This is a genomic window from Massilia sp. CT11-137, from assembly GCF_047302885.1.
GTDB lineage: Bacteria > Pseudomonadota > Gammaproteobacteria > Burkholderiales > Burkholderiaceae_D > Telluria > Telluria orientalis.
The window spans coordinates 56375-77589 of record NZ_JBKYMP010000002.1 but is presented as its reverse complement, the minus strand read 5'-3'; the positions used below and the strand labels follow the sequence as shown (position 1 = coordinate 77589).

The 21215-nt window shown below is 69.5% G+C and carries 11 protein-coding genes; 3 read left to right on the top strand and 8 right to left on the bottom strand.

The genetic code is table 11. The annotated features are described in order from the left end of the window. Window positions 1-6 precede the first annotated feature (6 nt). Together ACEN98_RS17055 and ACEN98_RS17050 are read right to left on the bottom strand one after the other, a co-directional pair. Window positions 7-8202: a GH36-type glycosyl hydrolase domain-containing protein gene (locus ACEN98_RS17055; protein ID WP_413386055.1), complete on the bottom strand. Its 8196-nt coding sequence runs from the start codon at window positions 8200-8202 to the stop codon at window positions 7-9. Between the two features lie 159 nt (window positions 8203-8361). After that, a complete protein-coding gene (locus tag ACEN98_RS17050; protein ID WP_413386054.1) occupies window positions 8362-10284 on the bottom strand; it encodes an aminotransferase class V-fold PLP-dependent enzyme in 1923 nt (640 codons plus the stop codon). 152 nt (window positions 10285-10436) lie between these two features. On the opposite strand from ACEN98_RS17050, the gene ACEN98_RS17045 reads away from it, so the two are divergent. The 3 genes from ACEN98_RS17045 (at window position 10437) to ACEN98_RS17035 (ending at window position 14167) form a co-directional block, all read left to right on the top strand. Further along, window positions 10437-10922: an Lrp/AsnC family transcriptional regulator gene (locus ACEN98_RS17045; RefSeq protein ID WP_413343381.1), complete on the top strand. Its 486-nt coding sequence runs from the start codon at window positions 10437-10439 to the stop codon at window positions 10920-10922. Between the two features lie 194 nt (window positions 10923-11116). Continuing rightward, on the top strand, window positions 11117-12250 hold the full coding sequence (locus tag ACEN98_RS17040; protein ID WP_413386053.1) for a branched-chain amino acid ABC transporter substrate-binding protein: 1134 nt from the start codon (window positions 11117-11119) through the stop codon (window positions 12248-12250). Window positions 12251-12358: 108 nt separating this feature from the next. Continuing rightward, on the top strand, window positions 12359-14167 hold the full coding sequence (locus tag ACEN98_RS17035) for a DUF885 domain-containing protein (RefSeq protein WP_413386052.1): 1809 nt from the start codon (window positions 12359-12361) through the stop codon (window positions 14165-14167). Between the two features lie 187 nt (window positions 14168-14354). Here the strand turns inward: ACEN98_RS17035 and ACEN98_RS17030 are convergent, their stop codons facing one another. From ACEN98_RS17030 to ACEN98_RS17005, 6 genes are read right to left on the bottom strand one after another with little or no spacing between them, the layout of a single operon-like run. Next, entirely contained in the window at window positions 14355-14522 is a 168-nt protein-coding gene (locus ACEN98_RS17030) for a hypothetical protein (protein WP_413386051.1), read from the bottom strand. Next, window positions 14492-16168, bottom strand: a complete 1677-nt coding sequence (locus ACEN98_RS17025) for a PQQ-dependent sugar dehydrogenase (protein ID WP_413386050.1) — start codon at window positions 16166-16168, stop codon at window positions 14492-14494. The genes ACEN98_RS17030 and ACEN98_RS17025 overlap by 31 nt, the downstream gene beginning before the upstream one ends. Window positions 16169-16186: 18 nt before the next feature. Next, a complete protein-coding gene (locus ACEN98_RS17020; protein WP_413386049.1) occupies window positions 16187-17875 on the bottom strand; it encodes a M14 family zinc carboxypeptidase in 1689 nt (562 codons plus the stop codon). Window positions 17876-17935: 60 nt separating this feature from the next. Beyond that, window positions 17936-19519, bottom strand: a complete 1584-nt coding sequence (locus ACEN98_RS17015) for an ATP-binding protein (protein WP_413386048.1) — start codon at window positions 19517-19519, stop codon at window positions 17936-17938. Further along, on the bottom strand, window positions 19516-20475 hold the full coding sequence (locus ACEN98_RS17010) for a hypothetical protein (protein ID WP_413386047.1): 960 nt from the start codon (window positions 20473-20475) through the stop codon (window positions 19516-19518). The genes ACEN98_RS17015 and ACEN98_RS17010 overlap by 4 nt, the downstream gene beginning before the upstream one ends. A gap of 44 nt (window positions 20476-20519) precedes the next feature. Beyond that, on the bottom strand, window positions 20520-21170 hold the full coding sequence (locus tag ACEN98_RS17005; protein ID WP_229412145.1) for a response regulator: 651 nt from the start codon (window positions 21168-21170) through the stop codon (window positions 20520-20522). Between the last annotated feature and the right edge of the window lie 45 nt (window positions 21171-21215).

The window sequence follows — 21215 nt, the reverse complement described above, 5'->3', positions numbered from 1 at the left end:
AAATTGTCAGTTAGACATTAACTTATTGACAAAATTTAAGGGTTTATCCATTTGCATGTCGTCGTGGCGGGAAGCCACGTGCAGTTCCACCTCGTGCGTCCGGCCGTCGTCCACCAGCGCGATCGTATTGCCCTGCTGCGCCACCCCGTCCACCTGGAGCAGCGGCTCGTCCGCGCGCCGCACGGCGATCGTGTACTGGCTGCCGCGGTAGCGGTAGTGTAGACGGAAGCCTTCCCAGTTGGCGGGCAGGCGTGGCATCAAGGTCAAGGTTTCGCCGGCGCGCGTCACCCCGAGCAACGATTCGACGATCAACCGATACATCCAGCCGGCCGAGCCCGCGTACCAGCTTGCCGTCATCACGTACGGCGCCGTGTGCTCGGCCGGAACGAGCCTGCGCGCCAGCGCCCACGCGCGCTCCGTGTCGCCCAGGTGCGCGAACGCCATCGCCGCCCAGATCGCCGCCTGCGTGTCCTGGGCGCCGCCGTCGTCGCGCACGAGATGCGCGTCCACCGCCTCCATCGCGATGCGCGCGCGGTCCCGGTCGGCCGCGCCGGACAGCACGGCCCAGCTTTGCGTGGCCGCATCGATGCCGCTCGCGCTGTCGTCGCCATGCGCGCGCCGGTACCAGGCGCCGTCCCACGCGTTGCCGTCGAGGTTGTGCGCGAGGACCTGGGCCGCGCTGCGGCAGGTCGTGCAGAAACCGTAATCGCCGCGGCGGTCGGCGAGCTCCGCGAAGCGGCACAGCACGTCGTACAGGAAGAACCCGAGCCGGACGCTCTCGCCAACGCCACCCGCCCCCGGCGGCAGGCCGTGCGGCCCGAATACGAGGGCACGGCGCAGCGCGCGCACGCAGTGTTCGTAGATGCTGGCCTGTTCCTGCGAACGCTCGGGCAGGTCGCAATACGCCGCCTCGTCCTGCCTGAGCGCGCGGCCTTCGATGAACGGCGCGATCTCGTCCAGCAGCGCGTAGTCGCCCGTCACGCCCACATAGCGGTGCACCGCGAGCGGCAACCACAGGGCGTCGTCCGTGCAGCGCGTGCGCTCGCCGCGGCCCGTCGGCGGATGCCACCAGTGCTGCACGTCGCCTTCGACGAACTGATGGCCGGCGAACAGCAGGATGTGGTCGCGCAGCAGTTCCGGACGCACGTGCACGGCCGCCATCGCATCCTGCAGCTGGTCGCCGAAACGGTACGCGCCGACCGACTGGTCATGGCTCGTGCGCGCCCACATGCGGCATGCGATCGCCTGCACCATCAGCCAGCCGTTGACGAGAACGTCGAACGCCGGCTCCGGCGTCTCGATGCGGACGGCGCCCAGCGTGTCGTCCCAGAAGTCGCGCACGCGCGCCAGGTCGGCGGCGGCGGTCACGGCACCGCTGTGGCGCTGGACCATGCCGGTGGCGTCCAGGTTGCGGCGTCCTCCCACGCCGAGCATGAACACGAGTTCCTGTTCTTCTCCCGGCGCCAGGTCGACGACGGTCTGCAGCGCCGCGCACGGATCGAGCGCGGCGCCGCTGCGGCCGGACAAGGTCGTGCGCCCGAGCGCGGCCGGATTGGCGAGGCTGCCGTCGCGGCCGATGAATTCCGCGCGGTCGCAGGTAAACGCCACGTGCTCGGCATCGAGGTGGAAGAACGCGACGCGGCCCGCGAAATCCCCGTTCCACGCGTTGCGGGCAAACAGCGCGCCGCTGACGGGATCCTGCTCCGTCACCACGTGCGGCGCGGCGTCCGCGCGCAGCTCGCCCAGCACCCACTCCACGTAACCCGTGACGGACAGGCGCCGCGCCGCGGCCCCGTCGTTGCGCAGCTTGAGCACGATGTGTTTCAGCGGCGCGTCCAGCGCCACATACGTCAGCAGCTCGCTGTGGATGCCGTGCGCCGCGTGTTCGAACACGCTGTAGCCGAAGCCGTGGCGCGTGACGTAGCCGGCGCCGGAGGGTGCCGGCAGCGCCGTCGGCGACCAGAACACGCCCGTCTGCTCGTCGCGCAGATAAAACACTTCGCCGCCGCGGCCGGCCACGGCATCGTCGTCCCACGGCGTCAGGCGGAATTCATGGGCATTCTGGTTCCAGCTGTACGCCTGGCCGCTTTCCGAGATCACCGTGCCGAACATCGGGCTCGCCAGCACGTTGACCCACGGCGCGGGCGTGCGCCGGCCCGGGTCCGTACGGATGACGTATTCGCGCCCGTCGGCCGTAAAGCCGCCGGTGCCGCCGTCCTGCACGAGTTTCTGCGCGGCCTCTTCGTCCTGGCCCGGGGCGGCGGTCGGCACGAGCGCGGGCGGCAGCTCGGCCTTGCGCGCGGCCGCGCGGCGCAGTTGTTCGGCGAGGCTGCCCTGGTCGTCCGCCAGGACCACGCGCGCCGCGGCCTGCATCAGCATGCGGTCTTCCAGCGACAGCTGCTCGGACGTGCACACGTACACGCCGCCCGCGCCGGGCAGCCGCATGACCTCGTCCTGCAGCGCCGCCGGGCCGTCGCACCAGACCACGAGGTTCGCGGCGAGTCCCTTCGCGCGCCACCACGCATACGCCTGGACCGCCTGGCGCGCGAGGCCGAGGTTGGCGGCGTCGCGCAGGTGCAGCAGCGCGAGCGGACGGTCGCCCGGAATGCCGAGGGCTTCCAGGTCGGCGCGGCCGTACTGGTTGCGCGCGATGACGGCCGGGTCGGCGCGCAGCGCGGGCTGCGGACACAGCACGCTGCCGGCCAGGCGCGCGTACAACTGGGCGTCCGCCTCGCTCGCGTTCAACTGGCGCAGCATGACCTGGCCGTGCGTCCATGCGAGTTCGGGCACGCGGTCGGCCACCTGGCGGTCGCGGTATTTGTCGATCAGGCGCAGCGCGTGGTCGCGCGTCTCGGCCACGCCCAGCACGATGTCGACGGTCGCTTCCTGGTGCGGCGCCAGCGTCAGGATGCGGCGGATCGCCAGCGCGGGATCGGACACGGCGCCGTCCAGGCCGTCCAGCGGCGCGCGGCCCTCCAGCGCGGCGGGATGCGCCCTGCTCCGTCCGCGGCCGATGAAGTGCGCGCGGTCCGTCCCGAACTGGGCCGCGGGCGCGTCCGCGCCGTGCACCGTCATCACGTTCAGCAGCCATGCCTGCCCATGCGCGCACACGAGCGCGTCGCGCTCCGCCAGGATCTCCATCTGCACGGTGGCCGGCGCCACCTCCGCGTAGCTCGTCAGTTCGATCGTGCGCGTCGTGCCCGTCCGGTTGGCGATGCGCAGGCGGCGCAGTTCGACGTCGTCGTCGGGCGCGACGACGATCTCCGTGTGCAGTTCGATGCCGTGGTCGCGCCGGCGGAATGCCGCGCGGCCTTCGGAGAACCGGGCTTCGTCATGCTCGGGCCGCGCCAGCGTGGGCCGCCACGTGTTCGACCACACGGCGCCGCTGTCCACGTCGCGCACGTAGCAGACATGGCCGCTGTCGCCGGCGGTCGGATCCGCGCGCCAGCGCGTGACGGCCACGTCGCGCCACGCGCTGTAGCCGGCGCCGCTCGCCGTCACCAGCACGTGGTAGCGGCCGTTGGACAGCAGTTGCACGTCCTGCGGCGCGGCATCCGGCTGCGTCACCGTGCGCGCCGTCGTGGCGGTGTCGGGTGCGCGCGGACGCGTGTCGTCGACCTCCACGTGGCGCCCCGCGGCGGCGCGCGGCACCGGTTCCTGCAGCAGCGGCAACGCGGCCAGGAACTGCGGTTCGGCGGCGAAGCGGCGCTGCATCGGCCGGTCGTGCAGCAGGCAGGACAGCGCCAGCAAACCCATGCCCTGGTGGTGCGCCATGAACGCGCGCACGATCGCATGGGCCTGGCCCGCGGGCCGCCGTGCCGGCGTGTAGTCGACGGCTTCATAGAAACCGTAGCGGCCCGTGAAGCCCAGCTGCGCCATGCGTTCCAGGTTGGCGCACGCGCGCTCCGGCTCGACCATCAGCGCCAGCAGCGCGGCATACGGCGCGACGACGAGGTCCTCGCCCGATACCCGTTGCGTGCCGCGCCGTGTACCCACCTCGGGTATGCCGAAGGCGCGGTACTGGTAATGCAACGCGGCGTCCATCGCGTTGTAGCCGGATGCCGCAAATCCCCACGGCACGTCGCGACGGCGGCCGTATTCCGCCTGCGCGCGGACGATGCCCCGGTACGTCCGGTCCAGCAGCGTGTCGCGGTACGCCGGCATCACCAGCAGCGGCGCCAGGTAGTCATCGAGCGCGCCGTCCGGCGACAGCAGCACCGGGTGGCCGTACGCGCGGCACATCTGGCGGCCCAGCGCCGTCCAGTGTTCCTGCGGCAGCTGGCCGCGCGCGATGCCGGTGAAGCTGGCCAGGCGGGCATTCGATGCGAGCAATTCCGTGTCCGCGTCGGCCAGCAGACCGAAATCCATGTCCGCGCACGCACGCGCGGCGCGGGCCAGTTGCTCGATCTCCTGCAGGCGCACCCGCGCGTTCGTGCTGCCTTCCTCGACAAGCCCGGCCAGCAGCAGCTGGCGCGTGCGCTCGTCCGGTTCCAAGTCTTCGCCCGGCGCCTTCATGCCGAAGCCGGCCAGCTCGCGCACTGTCGGGATGCGGGTGAGGCTCGAATCGATCACGTATTCCTGCACGACGCGCATCCACGGCGCCATCGCCAGCAGGTCCGCCTGCGCGGCCGCCGTTTGCCGCGCCAGCCTGCCGGCCCAGTCGCGCAGCTGCGGATCGGCGTCGTCCGGCACGGCGGCGCACAACGCCTCGGCGTCGCGCGCCAGCGTCTGCAGGCAATCGGCGAGGCCCGGCAAGGTGCCCGCATTGCGGCAGCGCTCCGGCGAGATGTGCAGGCGCAGCGCGCCGATCGCCTCGCGCACGGCGGGCACGGCGTGTTCATCGGCGACGTCGAGCGTGTCGCGGATGCCGTCCAGTGCGCGGCTGGAGGCGATGGGCTCATCGGCCAGCCGCTCCAGGCCGGCGGCCAGCGTGAGCAGGTGCGCCGCCAGGTTGCCGCTGCCGCCGATAGCCGTGGACAGCGGCTCCAGCGTGCGCGTATCGTACGCGTCGTGGAAGTGGCCGCGCTGGCGTTCCAGCCGGCCCATCGTCTGGAGTGTCGCGCGCGTGCGCGCCAGCAGATCGCCCGTGGGCGCGTAGCCGAAGTCCCAGGCCGTCATGTTGGCCAGCAGCGCGAAGCCCATGCTTGCGGGCGACGTGCGATGCGCGACGACGGGGGCCGGGTGTTCCTGCAAGTGGTCGGGCGGCAGCCAGTTGCTCTCCGCCGTGACGTGGTCTTCGAAGAATGCCCACGTGCGGCGCGCCGTCGTGCGCAGGAAGCGGCGCTGCGCATCCGCCAGGTGCGGTGCGTGACGCGCGGCCGGCAGGCTGACCCACCATGCGAGCACGGGCGACAGGAACCACAGCAGCAGCAGGGGCGCCGCCGCGAACAGCGCGAGCGGATTCGCAAAGCTGAGCAGCACGGCGACGCCCACCGCGAACGCGGGCGCGAACCACATGTTCCGCCAGTTCGACTCCATGTCCGTGCTGGAGCGCGACAGCGTGGGCGCGCGCCACTCCAGGCGCAGCCGTTTCGACACGAGCATGCGCCACGCGCCGCGCGCGATCGCGTCCACGCTGTAGCTGGCCTCGTGCGGCAGGAAGGCCATGTCCAGCAGCGCGTGATAGAGGCCGATGCGCGCGTCGTGCGCGCAATACCGCAGGTGCGCGCCGGGGGCGACGTCGTGCGGCTTGTCGGCCAGGGCGACGAGCGTGCGCAGCGCGAACGGCACGAAGAACACGGCCAGTACGGCCGCGGTCCAGAACGCGGGCGCCGGCAGCAGCGCCCAGCACAGCACCAGCAGGATGCACAGCGTGGGCGCGACGAGGCTGCGGCGCAGGTTGTCGAACAGCTTCCAGCGCGCCAGCGGCGGCAACGGATTCGCTTCGCGGCTGCCGTCCGCCCTCGGCACGCGGTCGCGCAGCCAGCCGGCCAGTTGCCAGTCGCCACGGATCTGGCGGTGGCGCCGGGCGACGTCGTCGCTGTAGCGCGGCGGGCATGGCGTCACGAGGTGGGCGTCGCCCAGCAGGCCGGCACGCAGGTAGCTGCCTTCCAGCAGGTCGTGCGACAGCACCCGGTCGTCCGGCAGGCGGCCGCGCAGCACGCGGTCGGCCACGGCCACGTCGTAGATGCCCTGGCCCGCGAACGTGCCTTCGCCGAACAGGTCCTGCTCGATGCCGGGTGCGCCGCCGCACAGGCGTTCATAGCGCGACGCGTGTTCCGGCGGCAGCGCGGCCGTCATACGCGGCTGCAGCAGGCCGTGACCGGCCACCACGCGCCGGCCACCATCATCGAGCACGGGGCGATTGAGCGGATGCGCCATCGCGGCGACGAAAGCGCGGGCGGCGTCGCGCGGCAGCCCGGTGCCGGCGTCCAAGGTGATCACGTAACGGATCTCGTCCACGCCGTCGACGGGCCCCTCGATCACGGCGAACGGCGCGCGCTCGCCGCGCAGCAGGAACGCGTTCAGGTCTTCCAGCTTGCCGCGCTTGCGGTCGCGGCCGATCCAGGCGCCCTCGCCCTCGCTCCACGTGCGCTGGCGGTGCAGCAGCAGGAACGGCCGGCACTTCCCATACTTCGCATTCAGCGCGGCGATGCCGGCGCGCGCCTGTTCGATCAGGTCGGCGTCGCCGTACACCTCCTGCCGCGGCGCGTCGGCCAGGTCGGTCAGGAGGCAAAAGCGCAGGTGCGGATCGCGGTTGGCGAGGTAGTGCACTTCCAGCGACTCGACGAGGGCCGCCACGTTGTCGCGGCCGTACAGCAGCGCGGGCACGACGACGATGGCGCGCGCGTCCAGCGGGATGCCGGCGCCGAAATCCATGCGCGGCAGCGGCGCCGGCGCGACGAGCCGCGCGGCCATCAGGTCGACGAGGGCCAATGCCAGCCGGCTCGCACCGAGGGCGCCCAGCAGGCCGATCGCGACGAGCAGTGCGGGACTGGCGCCGTCCTGCGCCGCATGGACCACGGTGGCACCCGCGAACAGCGCGGTGCACGCGCCGACGGCGCCCAGGTAGGCCGGCAGCGCGCGCACGCGTCGGGGGCGCAGGTTCAGCCGCTGTTTCAGCTGCGGCAACCCGTCGCCAGCCAGGTAAAAGCCGACGTGGCGCCGGCGCGCGTCATGCCCTTCCGCCGCCAGCGCCAGCGCTTCCGTCGCCACTTCGATCTCGCGCCGGCCGGCGTCCCGCGCGAGGCGCCCGACCACGTGGCGGTAATGGTCGCGCGTGGCACCGTCCATGCGGCCGTAGACGCCGGCCGGGTCGCCGCGCAGCGCCTGCTCGACGGCGCTCATCGTCTCGGTGAATTCGCGCCAGTCCATGCTGCCCAGCAGGCGCAGGCTGGCGATGGAATTCGTCACCGAGACGTCGTCGGCGGCCTGCTGCGTGACGTCGGCCTGCATCGCCTGGTCGATCGTGCGGCCTTCGTCCGCGAGGCGCGTGGCAATCCATTGCAAGGCCTGGGTGAGCGGGCCGCCGCGTCCCTGCAGCCGGCGCGCGAGTTCGGCCACGAAGCCGGAGCTCATCGGCTGCACGTCGCGCACCATGTCGGCCACGACGAGGATCAGGTCACCGGGACGCTCCTCGACCCGCGCCGTCATGCGGTCGGCCCAGCGGTTGGCCTGCACGCGCTGGCGCCGTGTGTCCGCCTGGCGCACGGCGAGGCGGCGCAGGTTCTCGATCAGCACGAGGCGCAGCATGGCCGGCAGCGCCGCCAGTTCCGCCAGCGCCAGCGGCGCGCCTTCCTGGTACGCCGCGACGAAGCGCGCGAGGCTTTCCGCGTCCAGCCGGCCGTCGCCATGCGCGATCACGTCCAGCGCCAGCTGGTACACGCGCGGGTTGCCCGGCGCATCGGCGTCCTGCAGGCAGGGCAGCGCGCAGCAGTCGTCGTCGGGGAGATGGCGGCGCGCGAGGCGGACGTGGTCGTCGATCAGCCAGGCATGGTCGAGCAGCGCGTCGGCTGCCGGCGGCAGGCGCACGCCCGCGCGGGCGGCGCGCGCGAGGCCGGCGCAGGCGTCGGCGATGACGGCGGCATTGTCGTCCAGGCGGTCCAGCAGGCGGTCGCTGCCCGGCGCGTCGGCCAGTTGATGGCGCGCGGCGAGGCGGCGGCCGTGGACGGCCATCTGGGCGGCGGAAAACAGTTCGGCGCGCAGCGGGGCGTCGTCATCGGCGAAGCCGGCTGCGGGCGGCAGCGCTTTTTCTTCTTTCAACAGGAACCTCGTGGTGGCGTGCGCAATCGACCGCCGGCTGACGCGGGACGCGACCATTCGGATGAAGCGTGAGACGAGGGCGCACGGCTGCCGCCATGCTAAGCAATCAGGTGCCGCGAAACTGTGCGTTAGCGAACGCTCATTGACGATCGGTATGTTCTACGCGAGCGCGAGCCCACCCACGAGGGTCCACGCCTGCGCATGCCCCGCGCGGCACAGGCACAGGGCGGCCTTCGCGCTACGGTTCCCACTGCGGCAGACGAACACGATCGGCCGTGCCGGATCGGACAACCATGCCGGCATATGCTCGGCAAGGCGCGACAGCGGCACGTGGTGCGCCGCGCGGCCGTGCAAGGTCATTGCGCCGGCCGCGGTTTCACCGGCTTCGCGTACGTCGACGAGCAATGCGTCCGCGTGGCGGCGCAGGAAGACGTCCAGCGCGTCCGGGTGCAGCTGGCCCGGCACGCCGGCGGCACGCAGCGCGTTCACCGTCGTACAGGCCAGGCCATCGACGTCGGTGCCGTGGCAGATCACGGCGGCAGCGTGTGCGACCTGCGCCAGGCGGCCGGCATCGATGGCGCCGAACACCTGGCGCACGGCCGTGCGGGCCAAGCGGCCGTCTTGCGCCTCGCCCAGCAGCCAGCCATCCGGCAGGCGGGCCAGTACGGCCCCGCCGATGGGTATGCAGGGCGCATGGCTGCCGTCGTCCAGCGCGACGGTGGCGCGGTCCGCCGCGTCGAATTCCTCCATGCGCAGGCCCGCGTCACGCGCGAGCGCGGCGATGCGGTCAACCTGCCCCGGCGGCGGATCGATCGCGACGCAGGTCCCGGCATCGAACACGATCCAGCCATGCCGCCCGTCGCCGCTGACCTGCATCACGCCGGGATTGCCGCCGCTGAGCGGCGACGTGCGCAACGCGTCTCCGCAGCGGCGGATGCGCGCGCAGGCGGCGTCGACGAATGCGTCGTCCGCGAGCGGCCCGATCGACAGGCGCACGGCGCCGCCGCTGCGCCACAGGGGCAGGCCCATCGCGTCGAGGACGTAGCTGGGCGCGGCCTTGGCGGCGGAACAGGCCGAGCCCGCGCTGACGCGCACGCCGGCCGCGTCGAACAGGTCGAGCAGGTCCTTGCTGGAGACGCCGGGCACGGCGACATTCAGCGTGGTCGGCAGGGTGTGCTCGAACGGCGCGTTGAAGACGATGCCGGGAAACGCGTCGCGCAATGCGGCCGCGAGCCGGTCGCGCATGGCGGCCAGCTCGGCGTGGGTGCGGAACGTCGTGCCCTCTTCCAGTGCGGCCAGCACGGCGCCGAGCGCGGCGATGCCGGCCATGTTTTCCGTGCCGGAGCGCTGGCCGCCTTCCTGGCCGCCGCCGATCATCAGCGGCGTGTACGGCGCGCCGTCGCGCACGTACAGGATGCCAATGCCTTTCGGCGCATGCAGTTTATGGCCGGAGAACGGCGCGTAATCGATGCGCGTGGTCGCGAGATCCAGCGGCAGCTTGCCCAGCGCCTGCACGCAGTCGACCATCCAGTAGGCTGTCGATCCGCTGGCGCGCAGCACGCGGGCGATGCCGTCCAGGTCCGAGATGGCGCCCGTCTCGTTGTTGGCCGCCATCGTACAGACCATGGCCGCGCGCGGCGCCAGGTCGCGCAGGACGTCCAGGCGGTGGCGGCCGGCCGCGTCGACGGGCAGCGGCTGCAAGGCAAGCCCGGTGCCGAGCAGGCGGTTCCAGTGCGCGAGGCTTTCCGACACGGCCTTGTGTTCGGTGGCGCCATAGACCAGCAGGTCACCGCAGTCTTCCCCGGCCGCGCGGCGCTCGCGCACGGCGACGAGGGCCGACAGCACGGCGGTCTGGATGCCTTCCGTGGCGCCGCTCGTGAACAGCACGCGTCCCGGCCCGGCACCGAGCACGCGGCGGGCACGCACACGGGTCGTGTCGAGGATGCGTTTGGCGCGCAGGCCGGTGGCGTGGCTGCTGCTCGGATTGCCGAACGAGGCCTCCATCGCCTCGACCGCGGCGGCGATCGCGGAAGGCAGGACCGGCGAAGTGGCGTTTGCGTCGAGGTAGAGGTCGGGGGCCATAAAATAATTGCTAAAAGTCCAAAAATAAATGCGCCAGCAGCGCGATTGTTGAGTAATATGTTACGGTTTGGTGCCGAAAATGACGTACTAAAGAATCTTTGATTTTTCCTGGCCTGAAGAACGAACATTCTAGAGACCGTGCGATGGACAAGATGAATTCACTCGACAAATACGACTGCGCGATCCTGGCCGCCCTGCAGGCCGACGCCACGCTGTCGATTTCCGGCCTGAGCGAAAAGGTCGGGCTCTCCAGCACCCCCTGCTGGAAACGCGTCAAACGCCTGGAGGAAGAGGGATACATCGAGAGCCGGGTCAGCATCGTCAACCGGCACAAGGTCGGCCTGCCCGTGACGGTGTTCGTCAGTGTGCGCACCAACGAGCACGACGAAAAATGGCTGGAGCGCTTCGCTTCCGCCGTCGTCGCGCTGCCGGAAGTCCTGGAATTCCACCGCATGAGCGGCGACGTCGACTACCTGCTCAAGGTCGTCACGACCGACATCGACGGCTACGACCGCTTCTACAAAAAACTGATCCGCACCGCGCAGCTGTCCGGCGTCTCCTCCGCGTTCTCGATGGAGCAGATCAAGTGCACCACCGCGCTGCCGCTGGATCTGATCACGCACGGGCTGCCCGCCTGAAGTTTGCACACTTCAGCGGGATCTCGAAAAAACCGTCGCGAGCGGCAGCACCGTTGTCCGAGAAGCGCAGCTGTACGGACGTACAGCCGGTCCGCCGTAGCGGAGCATCGCAGGGCGACGGGGCAACGCGCAGTAGGTTTTTTGAGATCCCCATGCGATGATGGCGGCCGTTGATTAACAACGGAGACAACGGAATGGCATCAACCATCAAAACCCTGGCGCTGGCGGCGATCCTGCTCGCGACCGGGACGACCGCGCGCGCCCAGGACCAGGTCGTGCGCATCGGCGTGAGCGGCCCGCTGTCGGGTTCCAACGCCTTCGCCGGCAAGGACGACGAGAACGGCGTGCGCCTCGCGGTCGAGGAACTCAACGCGCAAAGGCTCAAGGTGGGCGGCAAGACGCTGAAATTCGAACTGCTGTCGGAAGACGACCAGGGCGACCCGAAAGCCGGCGTGAGCGTGGCGCAGAAGTTCGCCGACGCCGGCGTCAAGTTCGTGCTCGGCCCGTACAACTCGGGCGTGGCGATCCCCGCCTCGCGCGTCTACAACGATGCCGGCATCCTGATGTCGACCGTGGGCACGAGTCCCAAGATCACGCAGGCGCGCTACCCGAACGTGTTCCGCATCGTCGCCAGCGATTCCCAGGTGGGCGCATCGATGGCGTCGTACGCCGCCAGGGAACTCAAGATTAAAACCGTCGGCGTGATCGACGACCGCACCGCGTTCGGCCAAGGCATCGCCGACGAATTCGCGAAGCAGGCGCGCGCCTCGGGCGTGACCATCGTCGGCCGCGAATTCACCAACGACAAGGCGAGCGATTTCTCCGCCATCCTGACCGCGTTCCGCGCGAAAAAAGTGGACGCCATCTTCTTCGGCGGCTATGCGCCGCAGGGCGCACCGATGGCGCGCCAGATGAAGCAGCTGGGCATGGCGAACGTGCGCCTGCTGGGCGGCGACACGCTGTGCAGCCCCGAGATGGCCAAGCTGGGCGGCGATGCCGTCGGCGAGAACGTGATGTGCGCGCAGGCCGGCGCGACGCTCGACAAGCAGGCCAACGGCCCCGCGTTCAAGGCGAGATACAAACAGCGCTACCAGCGCGACCCGGACGTGTACGCGCCCGCGTTCTACGACCAGACGATGTTCATCGCCCGCGCCATGCAGGCCGCGAACACGACGGACGCCGCGGCCGTCGGCAAGCAGCTGCACACGATGAGCTACCAGGGCGTGGCCGGCACGTACGGCTACGATGCGAGCGGCAACCTGAAGAAGACGGCCGTCACGGTCTACACCTTCAAGGGCGGGCAACTGGCGCCGCTGGCCAATTATTAAATCCCGTAGGGTGGGCGCGCCGTGCCCACGCGTGACGTTTGCGGCATGTTGGCGCCACGCGTGGGCGGAGGGCCGCCCACCCTACTTTCGTCATCACATAGAACATCCATGAAACAGACTCTCAAGCTGGGCACCCTCGCCGCCGCCTGCCTCATCGCCTGCGCGCCGGCCCTCGCCGCCGACACCGCGGCCAAGCCCACGGCCGGCGCCACGAACGCCAGCGCCGCATCGAAACAGCTGAACAAACTGGCCGACGACTACTGGGACGCGGAAGCGCGCTTCGATCCCGTCGCCGCCGGCGAAAGCGGCGACAACCGCTTCCCCGACCAGATCGGCATGACGATCGCACCGAAGAACATCGCCCACCAGTACGCGCTATACAAGGGCTACCTGAAACGCCTGCACGCGATCCCGCGCGACGGCTTGTCCCAGCGCGACCAGACGAGCTACGACATCCTCGACTACGAGCTCAAGACCGCGCTGCGCTTCGAGCCGTTCCCCGAGTACCTGCTGCCGCTGGACCAGATGGACGCGCTGCCGATCACGCTCGCGAACTACAGCAGCGGCCAGCAGGCGCAGTCGCTCGTCACCGTGAAGGATTACCAGGCCTACCTGAGCCGCCTGAACCAGCTCGCCCCGTGGATCGACCAGGCCATCGCCAACATGCGCGAAGGGATGAAGCGCGGGATCGTGCAGCCGAAGGCGATCATGGAATCCGCCCTGCCCCAGTTCAAGCAGCTGGTGGCCGCGAAGGCGGAGGACAGCATCTACTACTCGCCCGTGAAGAACTTCCCGGCGGGCTTTTCGGACGCCGATAAAAAGAAACTCACGGCCAGCTATCGCAGCACCATCGACGGCAAGTTGAACCCGGCTTTGAAACGCCTGGCCGACTTCATCGAGCACGACTACCTGCCGGCCTGCCGCACGAGCACGGGCTGGAGCGCGCTGCCGCAGGGGATGGACTGGTATCTCGCGCGCGTCGCGAGCCAGACGACGACCGACCTGCAGCCGGAACAGATCCACCAGATCGGCTTGCGGGAAGTCGCGCGCATCCAGGGCGAGTTCGCGCGCATCGGTCCGAAGATGGGCTACGACGGCCCGCCGGCCGGCCTGCCGGTGTGGGTGTCGGAGCAGGCGAAGTACAAGCCGTTCAAGACCGAGGGCGAGATCATCGACGTCTACCGCCACCTGAACACGGTGCTGCAGGCGAAGCTGCCGGCGCTGTTCTCGCTGCGGCCGAAGACGCCGCTCGACCTGCGCCTGGAACCGGAACTGTCGCGCGCGACCGCGTCCGACCACTACACGCCGCCGGCCGTGGACGGCTCGCGTCCGGGCGTATTCTGGTCCGTCGTGAACGACCCGAAGCAGTACGGCAGCACGGGCATGGTCACGCTGTTCCTGCACGAAGGCCAGCCGGGCCACCACTTCCACATCGCGCTGATGCAGGAGCTGGGCCTGCCGAACTTCCGCAAGTTCGGCGGCAACAACGCGTTCACGGAAGGCTGGGCGCTGTACGCCGAGACGCTGGGCAAGGAGATGGGCCTGTTCGACAAGCCCGAGGACTACTTCGGCCACCTGAACGACGAGATGCTGCGCGCCGTGCGCCTCGTCGTCGACACGGGCATGCACGCGAAGGGCTGGACGCGCGAGCAGTCGATCCAGTACATGCGCGAGACGCTGGGCTACACGGAAGCGGACGCGCGCAATGCGACGGAGCGCTACATGGCGTGGCCGGCGCAGGCGCTGGGCTACAAGATCGGCGCGCTGAAGATCCAGGAACTGCGCGCGCGCGCGGAAAAGGAACTCGGCCCGAAATTCAGCCTGCCGAAGTTCCACGAGATCGTGCTGGGCGAAGGCACGCTGCCGCTGGCGCTGCTGGAAAAGAAGGTCGATCGCTGGATCGCCGAGAGCAAGTGAAATCACGGAACGCGTTCCGTGATTTCACGTAGGGTGGGCTCACCGAGCCCACGCGGACGCTCGCGGCGTGTTGGCGTCACGCGCCCGAGCCCACGCGGACGCTTGCGGCGTGTTGGCGTCACGCGCCCGAGCCCACGCGGACGCTCGCGGTGTGTTGGCGTCACGCGTGGGCGGAGGGCCGCCCACCCTACGATTCGTGTCCGGCCACGAACGTGACGGCGACGGCGACGCCGGCGAGCGTGATCCGGACCGCTTCCTCGATGTCCTGGACGTCGGCCTGCGCCTGGACGCCAACGGTCAGGACAAGCGCCGTGGCCGCGGCCTTTACGGTTTGTCCGCCGGGACGATCCGCCACACGACGCCGCCGCCGTCATCCACGACGAGCAGCGCGCCGTCCGCCGCCACCGTCACCGCGGCCGGGCGGCCCCACACGTCGCGGTCGGACAGCACCATGCCGGTCATGAAGTCCTGGTACTGGCCGGTCGGCGCGCCGTTCTTCATCATCACGCGCACGACCTTGTAGCCGGTGCGGATGCCGCGGTTCCACGAGCCATGCAGCGCCAGGAAGATGTCGCCGTCGTACTCTTTCGGGAACGCGTGCTTCGCGCCCGCCGGGGCGTGGTACACGGTCATGCCCAGCGGCGCGGAGTGCGCCTGGATCAGCGTGTCGGGCACGGTGATCTTGTCCTTCAGGTCCGGGCGGACGCCCTTCAGGCGCGGGTCTTCGTGCGCGCCCAGGTAGTACCATGGCCAGCCGTAGAAGCCGCCGCGCTTCACACGCGTGACGTAGTCCGGCGGCAGGTTGTCGCCCAGTTCGTCGCGCTCGTTGACGCTGCAATACAGGTCGCCCGTGTCCGGATGCACGAACATGCCGACGCAGTTGCGCAAGCCGTTCGCGTAATTGCGGCGGTTCTTGCCGTCCGGGTCGAACGCGAGCACGGTGGCGCGGTCGGTCTCCTGGTTCCACGTGCCGCCCAGGCCGTGCGCGGCTTCCCATTGCGCGAGCGGCTGCGGCGGCGTGGCGCCGATGCCTTCGCCGACGTTGGTGGCCGAGCCGACCGAGACGAACAGCGTCTTGCCGTCCTGCGAGAACGCGAGCGAGCGCGTGATGTGGTTGCCCAGGCCGTCGACGATCTTCTCGACGATCGTCTCGGGCTTGCTCTTCGCCTTCAGGTCGCCCGCGGCGTACGGGAAGCGCACGACCGAATTCGCGTTGGCCACGTACAGGTATTTCGGATTCGCGGCCGGCCACAGCGCGAGGCCGTACGGGCGCGACAGGTCCGTTGCGAATACGCTGTCCGTGCCCACCTTGGCGCCGTCGGCCGACAGGCGCAGGATGCGGACTTCACCCTTGCCCGAATCGGCCAGGAGGATGTCGCCGTTCGGCGCACGCAGCGCGTAGCGCGCCTTGCCCGTGTCGGCCAGCACGCTGACCTTGAAGCCTTTCGGCACGGCCGGCAGCGCGCCGTCCGGACGCTTCGCGAGCTTGGGGCCATTGCCCGCGCTCTCGCTGGCAAACGGTGCGACGAGCTGGTCGACCGTGATGTGGTGCACGTCGCCCGGCTTGTCGTCGGTCCAGGCGCCGGTACGCGCCCCCGTCGCGGCGGCGGCTTTCGGTGCCGCCGATTTGCCGCTTTGCGCGGCGAGATAGTCGATCACGGCACCGCGTGCTTTCGCGTCCGCGATCCCGATCGGCATCGCGGTGCCCGGCACGTCCTTCGTCGGGTCGCGCAGGAAGACGTCGAGCTCCGCGCGCGTCCACGTCTTGCCGGCCGCGCCGGCCTTCGACAGCGCATCCGTGTAATTGTAGCCCGGTGCCGAACCGGCCTTGCGGCCCACGACGTTGAACAGCGGCGGACCCGCGCGCGAGCCCATGGCGGCATCGGCCGTGTGGCAGCTGGCGCAGTTCTGTTCGAAATAGGTCTGGCCCGCGGATGGTGCGGCCGACGCCGCGGAGGCGGCGCCCAGCAGCGCCAGTGCGGCGGCGATCTTGTAGTTCATTTTTTCTCCCCAGGTGAATCAGTCGATCATGAAGACCGGATAACGGCGCCACTCCGGCTCGCGCCAGCGCGCGCAGTTGGCGAAGATGAAGTCGAGCACCACGCCCTGGTCCTTCAGCAGGCCCGGATTGGCGGCCTTCCACGCGCCGAACTTCGCGGCCAGTTCCGGCTCGGCGGCCAGCAGGTGCTCGGCCTCGTCCTCGAACACGTAGTCCGAATAGGCTTCCTTCTTTTCCAGCACGCTGTTGAAGAAGCCCCAGCGGAAGAAGCTGTCGTGGGCCTGCGGTTCCAGCGTCTCGACGGCGTAGCGGGCCTGGTCCTGGTCGAGCGGGACCAGGTAGTCGCCGGCGCGGATCGTGACGGTTTCGCGCACGCGCTCCAGCTGCACGTCGTCGTGGAACATGTGGCCTTCGTACGCGTGCGGCCGCGTCGTCAGCGCCGCGATGCGGTACACGGAGACTTCCTGCGTGCGCTCGGCATCCACGCGCTCCAGCCTGACGCCGTTCCAGCGCAGGCGCTCGATCGCTTCGCGCCATTGCTGCGGCACGACGTAGGCCTTCGGTGCCGGTACGACCACGTCGGCCGGGAAACGGTTGTAGTGCGCGATGTCGCGCTCGAACGGCTCGTTGCGGTCGTAGTACAGGCGCTGGTAGTCGCCCAGCACGCTGGCCTTGTACTTCGCCGCATAACCCTTGAAGCGGAACGTGGACGGATTCGCCTCGTCCATCGCCCAGTGCACGGGCCATTCGCGGCGCGTGCGGCCGGCCGCGCGGGTGGCGCGGCGCATCTGCACAATCCTGTCGCCGTGGGCGACGGTGAAGTCCAGCGCCGTCTCGACGAGCGCGCGCATCGAGTGATAGCGGTCGGCGAACGGTTTCAGCATGTGCGTCTCGGGCATGAAGCCGATCGTGTCGTGCAGCGCCGCATAGCCCGTCGAGAAGCGCGCCGTCTCGAGGAAGTCGGCGATGCCCTCGATCGGGGTGTCCTTGACAGGGTTCACGTACGGGCACGTGGGCCAGCCGCGCCTGTCCATCTCCGCGTACAGCGCGGGCAGCATCTCGTCGCGCAGGAAGGTGCCGAGGTCGCCGCCCAGCTTGTCGGCCTGGGTCGGGATCAGCGTCATCGTGTAGCTGTAGTCGGCGCCGTTGGACGTGTGCGTATCGACCATCACGTCCGGGTCCCATTCCGTGAACAGTTTATTGAACGTCTGCGCCGTCAGCGTGTCGCACTTGACGAAGTCGGGGTTCAGGTCGAGGTGGCGGCTGTTGCCGCGAAAGCCGAACGACTCCGGGCCGTCCTGGTTCACGCGCGACGTATTGGCGCGGTTGAACGCGCCGTCCACGTTGTACAGCGGGACGAACAGGAACACGGTCCTGCCCAATGCCGCGAGGCGGTCCGGCTGCTGGCACAGGTCGCGCACGAGCGCCATGCACGCATCGACGCCTTCCGGTTCGCCCGGATGGATGCCGTTGTTGTTGAAGAAGACGGGAGGGCCCGCGGCCTTGATGTGCGCGCGGTCGAACACGCCGTCGGCCGAGATCACGCCGGCGTGGATCGGCACGCCCGCGTCGGAGGTCCCGACCACGGAAAAGCGCAGCACCTGGGGGTATTGGTGCGCGAGGTTGTCGTACCAGGCGATGCAATCGGACCAGGTCGTGGTCTGATTCTGGTTGCCCTTCTCGAAAGGCGTCTGCAATGCGTTGAGCATGGTGGTGGTTTGCTAGCAAGTGGAAGACTGAGGTCGCTACTCTACCCCAGTTAACTGCTTTCAGGCAGTCGCCACGTCGCTGAGCGGGAGGGTGATGGCGACGAGGGTGCCTTCGCCGGGGCGCGACTGCATGTGGATGCTGCCGCCGAGGGCGAACACCCGCTCGCGCATGCCGATGATGCCGATGCCTTCCGACGCGACGGCCGGGTCGAAGCCTTCGCCGTCGTCCTGCACTTCGATGTGCAGCGCGCCGTCCTCGTCGGACAGGGCGAGGCTCACGCGCGCGAAGCCGGCCTGCGAGTGCTTCATGATGTTCGACAGCGCTTCCTGCACGATGCGGTAGGCGGAGATGGCGAGTTCGTTGCCGATCTTCGAGAAGTCGCCCTGGGACTCGAATTCGAAGTGCACGCCGGAGCTGCTGCGGTAGTGGCTGACCATCTCCTCGACGGCGCCGTGCAGGCCCAGCATGTCCAGCACTTCCGGACGCAGGCGGCGCACGAGGCGGCGGCCGTTCGCGTACAGGTCCAGCGCCAGCTTGGTGATGGCCTGCGCCTTGGCGCGGATCTGGTCGATCTCGTCGCCCGGCGTGACCTTGGCCGCGAGCTGCTGGATCGTCTGCGATTCCAGGCGCACGGCGATCAGGGACGCGTTCAACTCGTCGTGGATCTCGACAGCGATGCTCTTGCGTTCTTCCTCGATGATGCTGTTGACCTTCTGGATCAGCTTGCGCTTGTCGGCGTCGGCGCGCAGCGCCTCGTTGCGCGACGCGAGCAGGTCGCGCGTGCGCTCCGCCACCTTGTTTTCCAGGTCCTGCTTGGACTGGTCCAGCGCCACCGACATCTCGCCGATCGACGCCTGCAGTTCGCCCACCTCGCCGCCCGTCGTGACGGGCAGCTGGACGCGGTAATTGCCGCCGCGGATGCGCCGCAGCACGGAGATCGCCTCGCGCAGCGGGACCGTGAGGCTGCGCGCGAGGATGTACGCGAGCGCGCCGCTCGCGGCCAGCGCCAGCGCGGCCATCGCCAGCTCGACGCGGAAGCGGTGCAGCTGCTTGGCCAGCATGTTCGTGGGCGACATCGTCACGCGCACGAGGCCCACGACTTCCGTCGTCAGGGTCGGCGGGCGGGTGTCGCTGGACGCGGAGACGTGCGGCGTGCCATTGTCCGAGAACAGGTTGATCCAGACGACCTGCTTGCGGATCGGCGCCTCGAACGAGCGGCCCTCCGCCTCGATCGGGTGCTCGGACAGGGCGAACACCGTGTTCTGGCCGTTCATGTCGACGACGTCGATGCGGTACACGCTGCTGTCCGACTGCACGAGGCCATTGATGGTCAGGCGCAGGTCGGACAGGTTGCCCGAGATGACGTTGTATTCGCTGGTCTCCGCGAGCGCGCGCGCGAGGATGCGGCCGCGTTCCGCCAGTTCCTCGTCGACCTGGGCGCGATGCGCGTACCACGAGTACCAGACGAACGACGTGAACAGCAGCGTCACTGGCAGCATGGTGATGAAGGCCATGCGCAGGCCGATGCTCCAGCCGCGCCAGAACTGCAGCGCGCCGGGGCGCAGCTTCGCGGGCCGCAAGGTGGCGGAGCGCAGCTTGGCGGCGCGCAGCGAGGCGTCACGGAAGGCGGCGGGGCGTTTCATGGCTGGCGGGCCGGCGCGGGCCGGGCAAAGTTGCGCACGTTGTCGGGCACCTCGACGTCGAGCGAGCGCGCGACGCCCTCGTTGACGATGGTGTGGAAATAGCGCGGGAACTGGGGTGGCGGCAGTTCGCCGCCGGCCACGTAGCTGGCCACGATCTCGGCCACCTGCGCGTTGATGTCCTCGACTTCGGAATACGTCGTCGCCAGCGCGCCCGCCTTGACCATGTCGGCCGAAAAACCGATCACGCCCTGCTTCTTGCGGTAGGCCGAGAGCAGGATGTTGCGGAAGTTTTCCGTGTTGTAGACGGCGCTGTCGGGCAGCGCCAGCAGCACGTCGGTCTGCGCGATCTGGCCCAGCAGGCGGTTGATGCCCTCGTCCGAATCGCCCTCCAGCACGTTCACGTGTTCGCCCTCCAGCAGCGGCTTGAGGAAGGCGGTGTCCGGACCGAGGATGGCGGCCACGCGCACGGGACGCCGGTACAGCAGCGCCACGAGGCGCAGCTGGTCGACCGGCGCCGGTTCCGCGTACACGGCCGTGAACGTTGCTGCGCGCGCGGGCGGCAGCGTGCCGAGGATGGAGCGCACGACCTGGCTCGACGTGAACGTGGAGACGACGACGCAGTCGCAGCGGCGTTGCGCCACCTCGCGCAGCGCGGCCGGACCGACGGTCACGTACAGCATGCGCCGGTGCTGGGCCAGTTCGGTGCGGAACACGGCGAACACGGGCACGAGCCGGCGCGTGATGTCGTCCACGATGCGGCGCGTGATGGCGCTGTCGTCCGTCGTGACGACCTGGAAGCGGTAGCCCTGCACGGGTTCCGGCTTGACGTCGCGGGTGGAGAACGCGTGCGCGGACGTCGTCAACATCAGGGCGGCCAGCGCCACATTGGGTCCCTGCCTGCGCGGGGACGACGTGCGGACGCAGGCACCGTCGGTCCCGCGCAGGCGGGAACCCAAGTTTGCAAACCGGAGCACGGACGACAACACGGCAACGAAACGGGTCAGGGCTCGATCAAGCCATGCTTGACGGCGAGCTTGGTGATGTACGCCTGCCGGTGCACGCCGAGCTTCTCCTTCACGGACTGGCTGATGTTGCTGATGGTCTTGGTCGACAGGTTGAGGCGCTCGGCGATCTCCATATTGGTCAGGCCCTCGGCCATCAGCTTGAAGATCTCCAGGCTGCGCTCGTCCAGCTGCGACTGCGGCGAGACGTCGCCGCGCACGGCCAGGCTGGCCAGGCGCTCCGCGATCTGCGGCAGGAAATACAGCTTGCCCGCGTGCGCGTGGCGCACGGCATCGGCCAGGTCGGCCGGGTCGCAATCCTTCGTCACGAACGCGTGCGCGCCCAGGCGGTAGGTTTCCTTGATCAGGCTGTCCTGGTCGAACTGGCTGAGGAACACGATCTTGGCCTTCGGGTCGGTCCGGAGGATGTTCTGCGCCGCGTCCATCCCCGTCAGCTCGGTACCGAAACGGATGTCGAGCACCGCCACGTCCGGCTTGAATTCCGCATACATCGCGGCCGCCTCGCTCGGGCTCTTGGCCTGGCCCACCACTTCCATTCCCTGCGCCGACAACGACATCGCGAACCCGGTCATCACGATCGGGTGGTCGTCCGCCAGCATCACGCGGATCGGCTTTTGCTCTTTCTGCACGTTCGATTCTCCAGGCTACTTCTGCTTTCAGGCGAAAGCACAGAG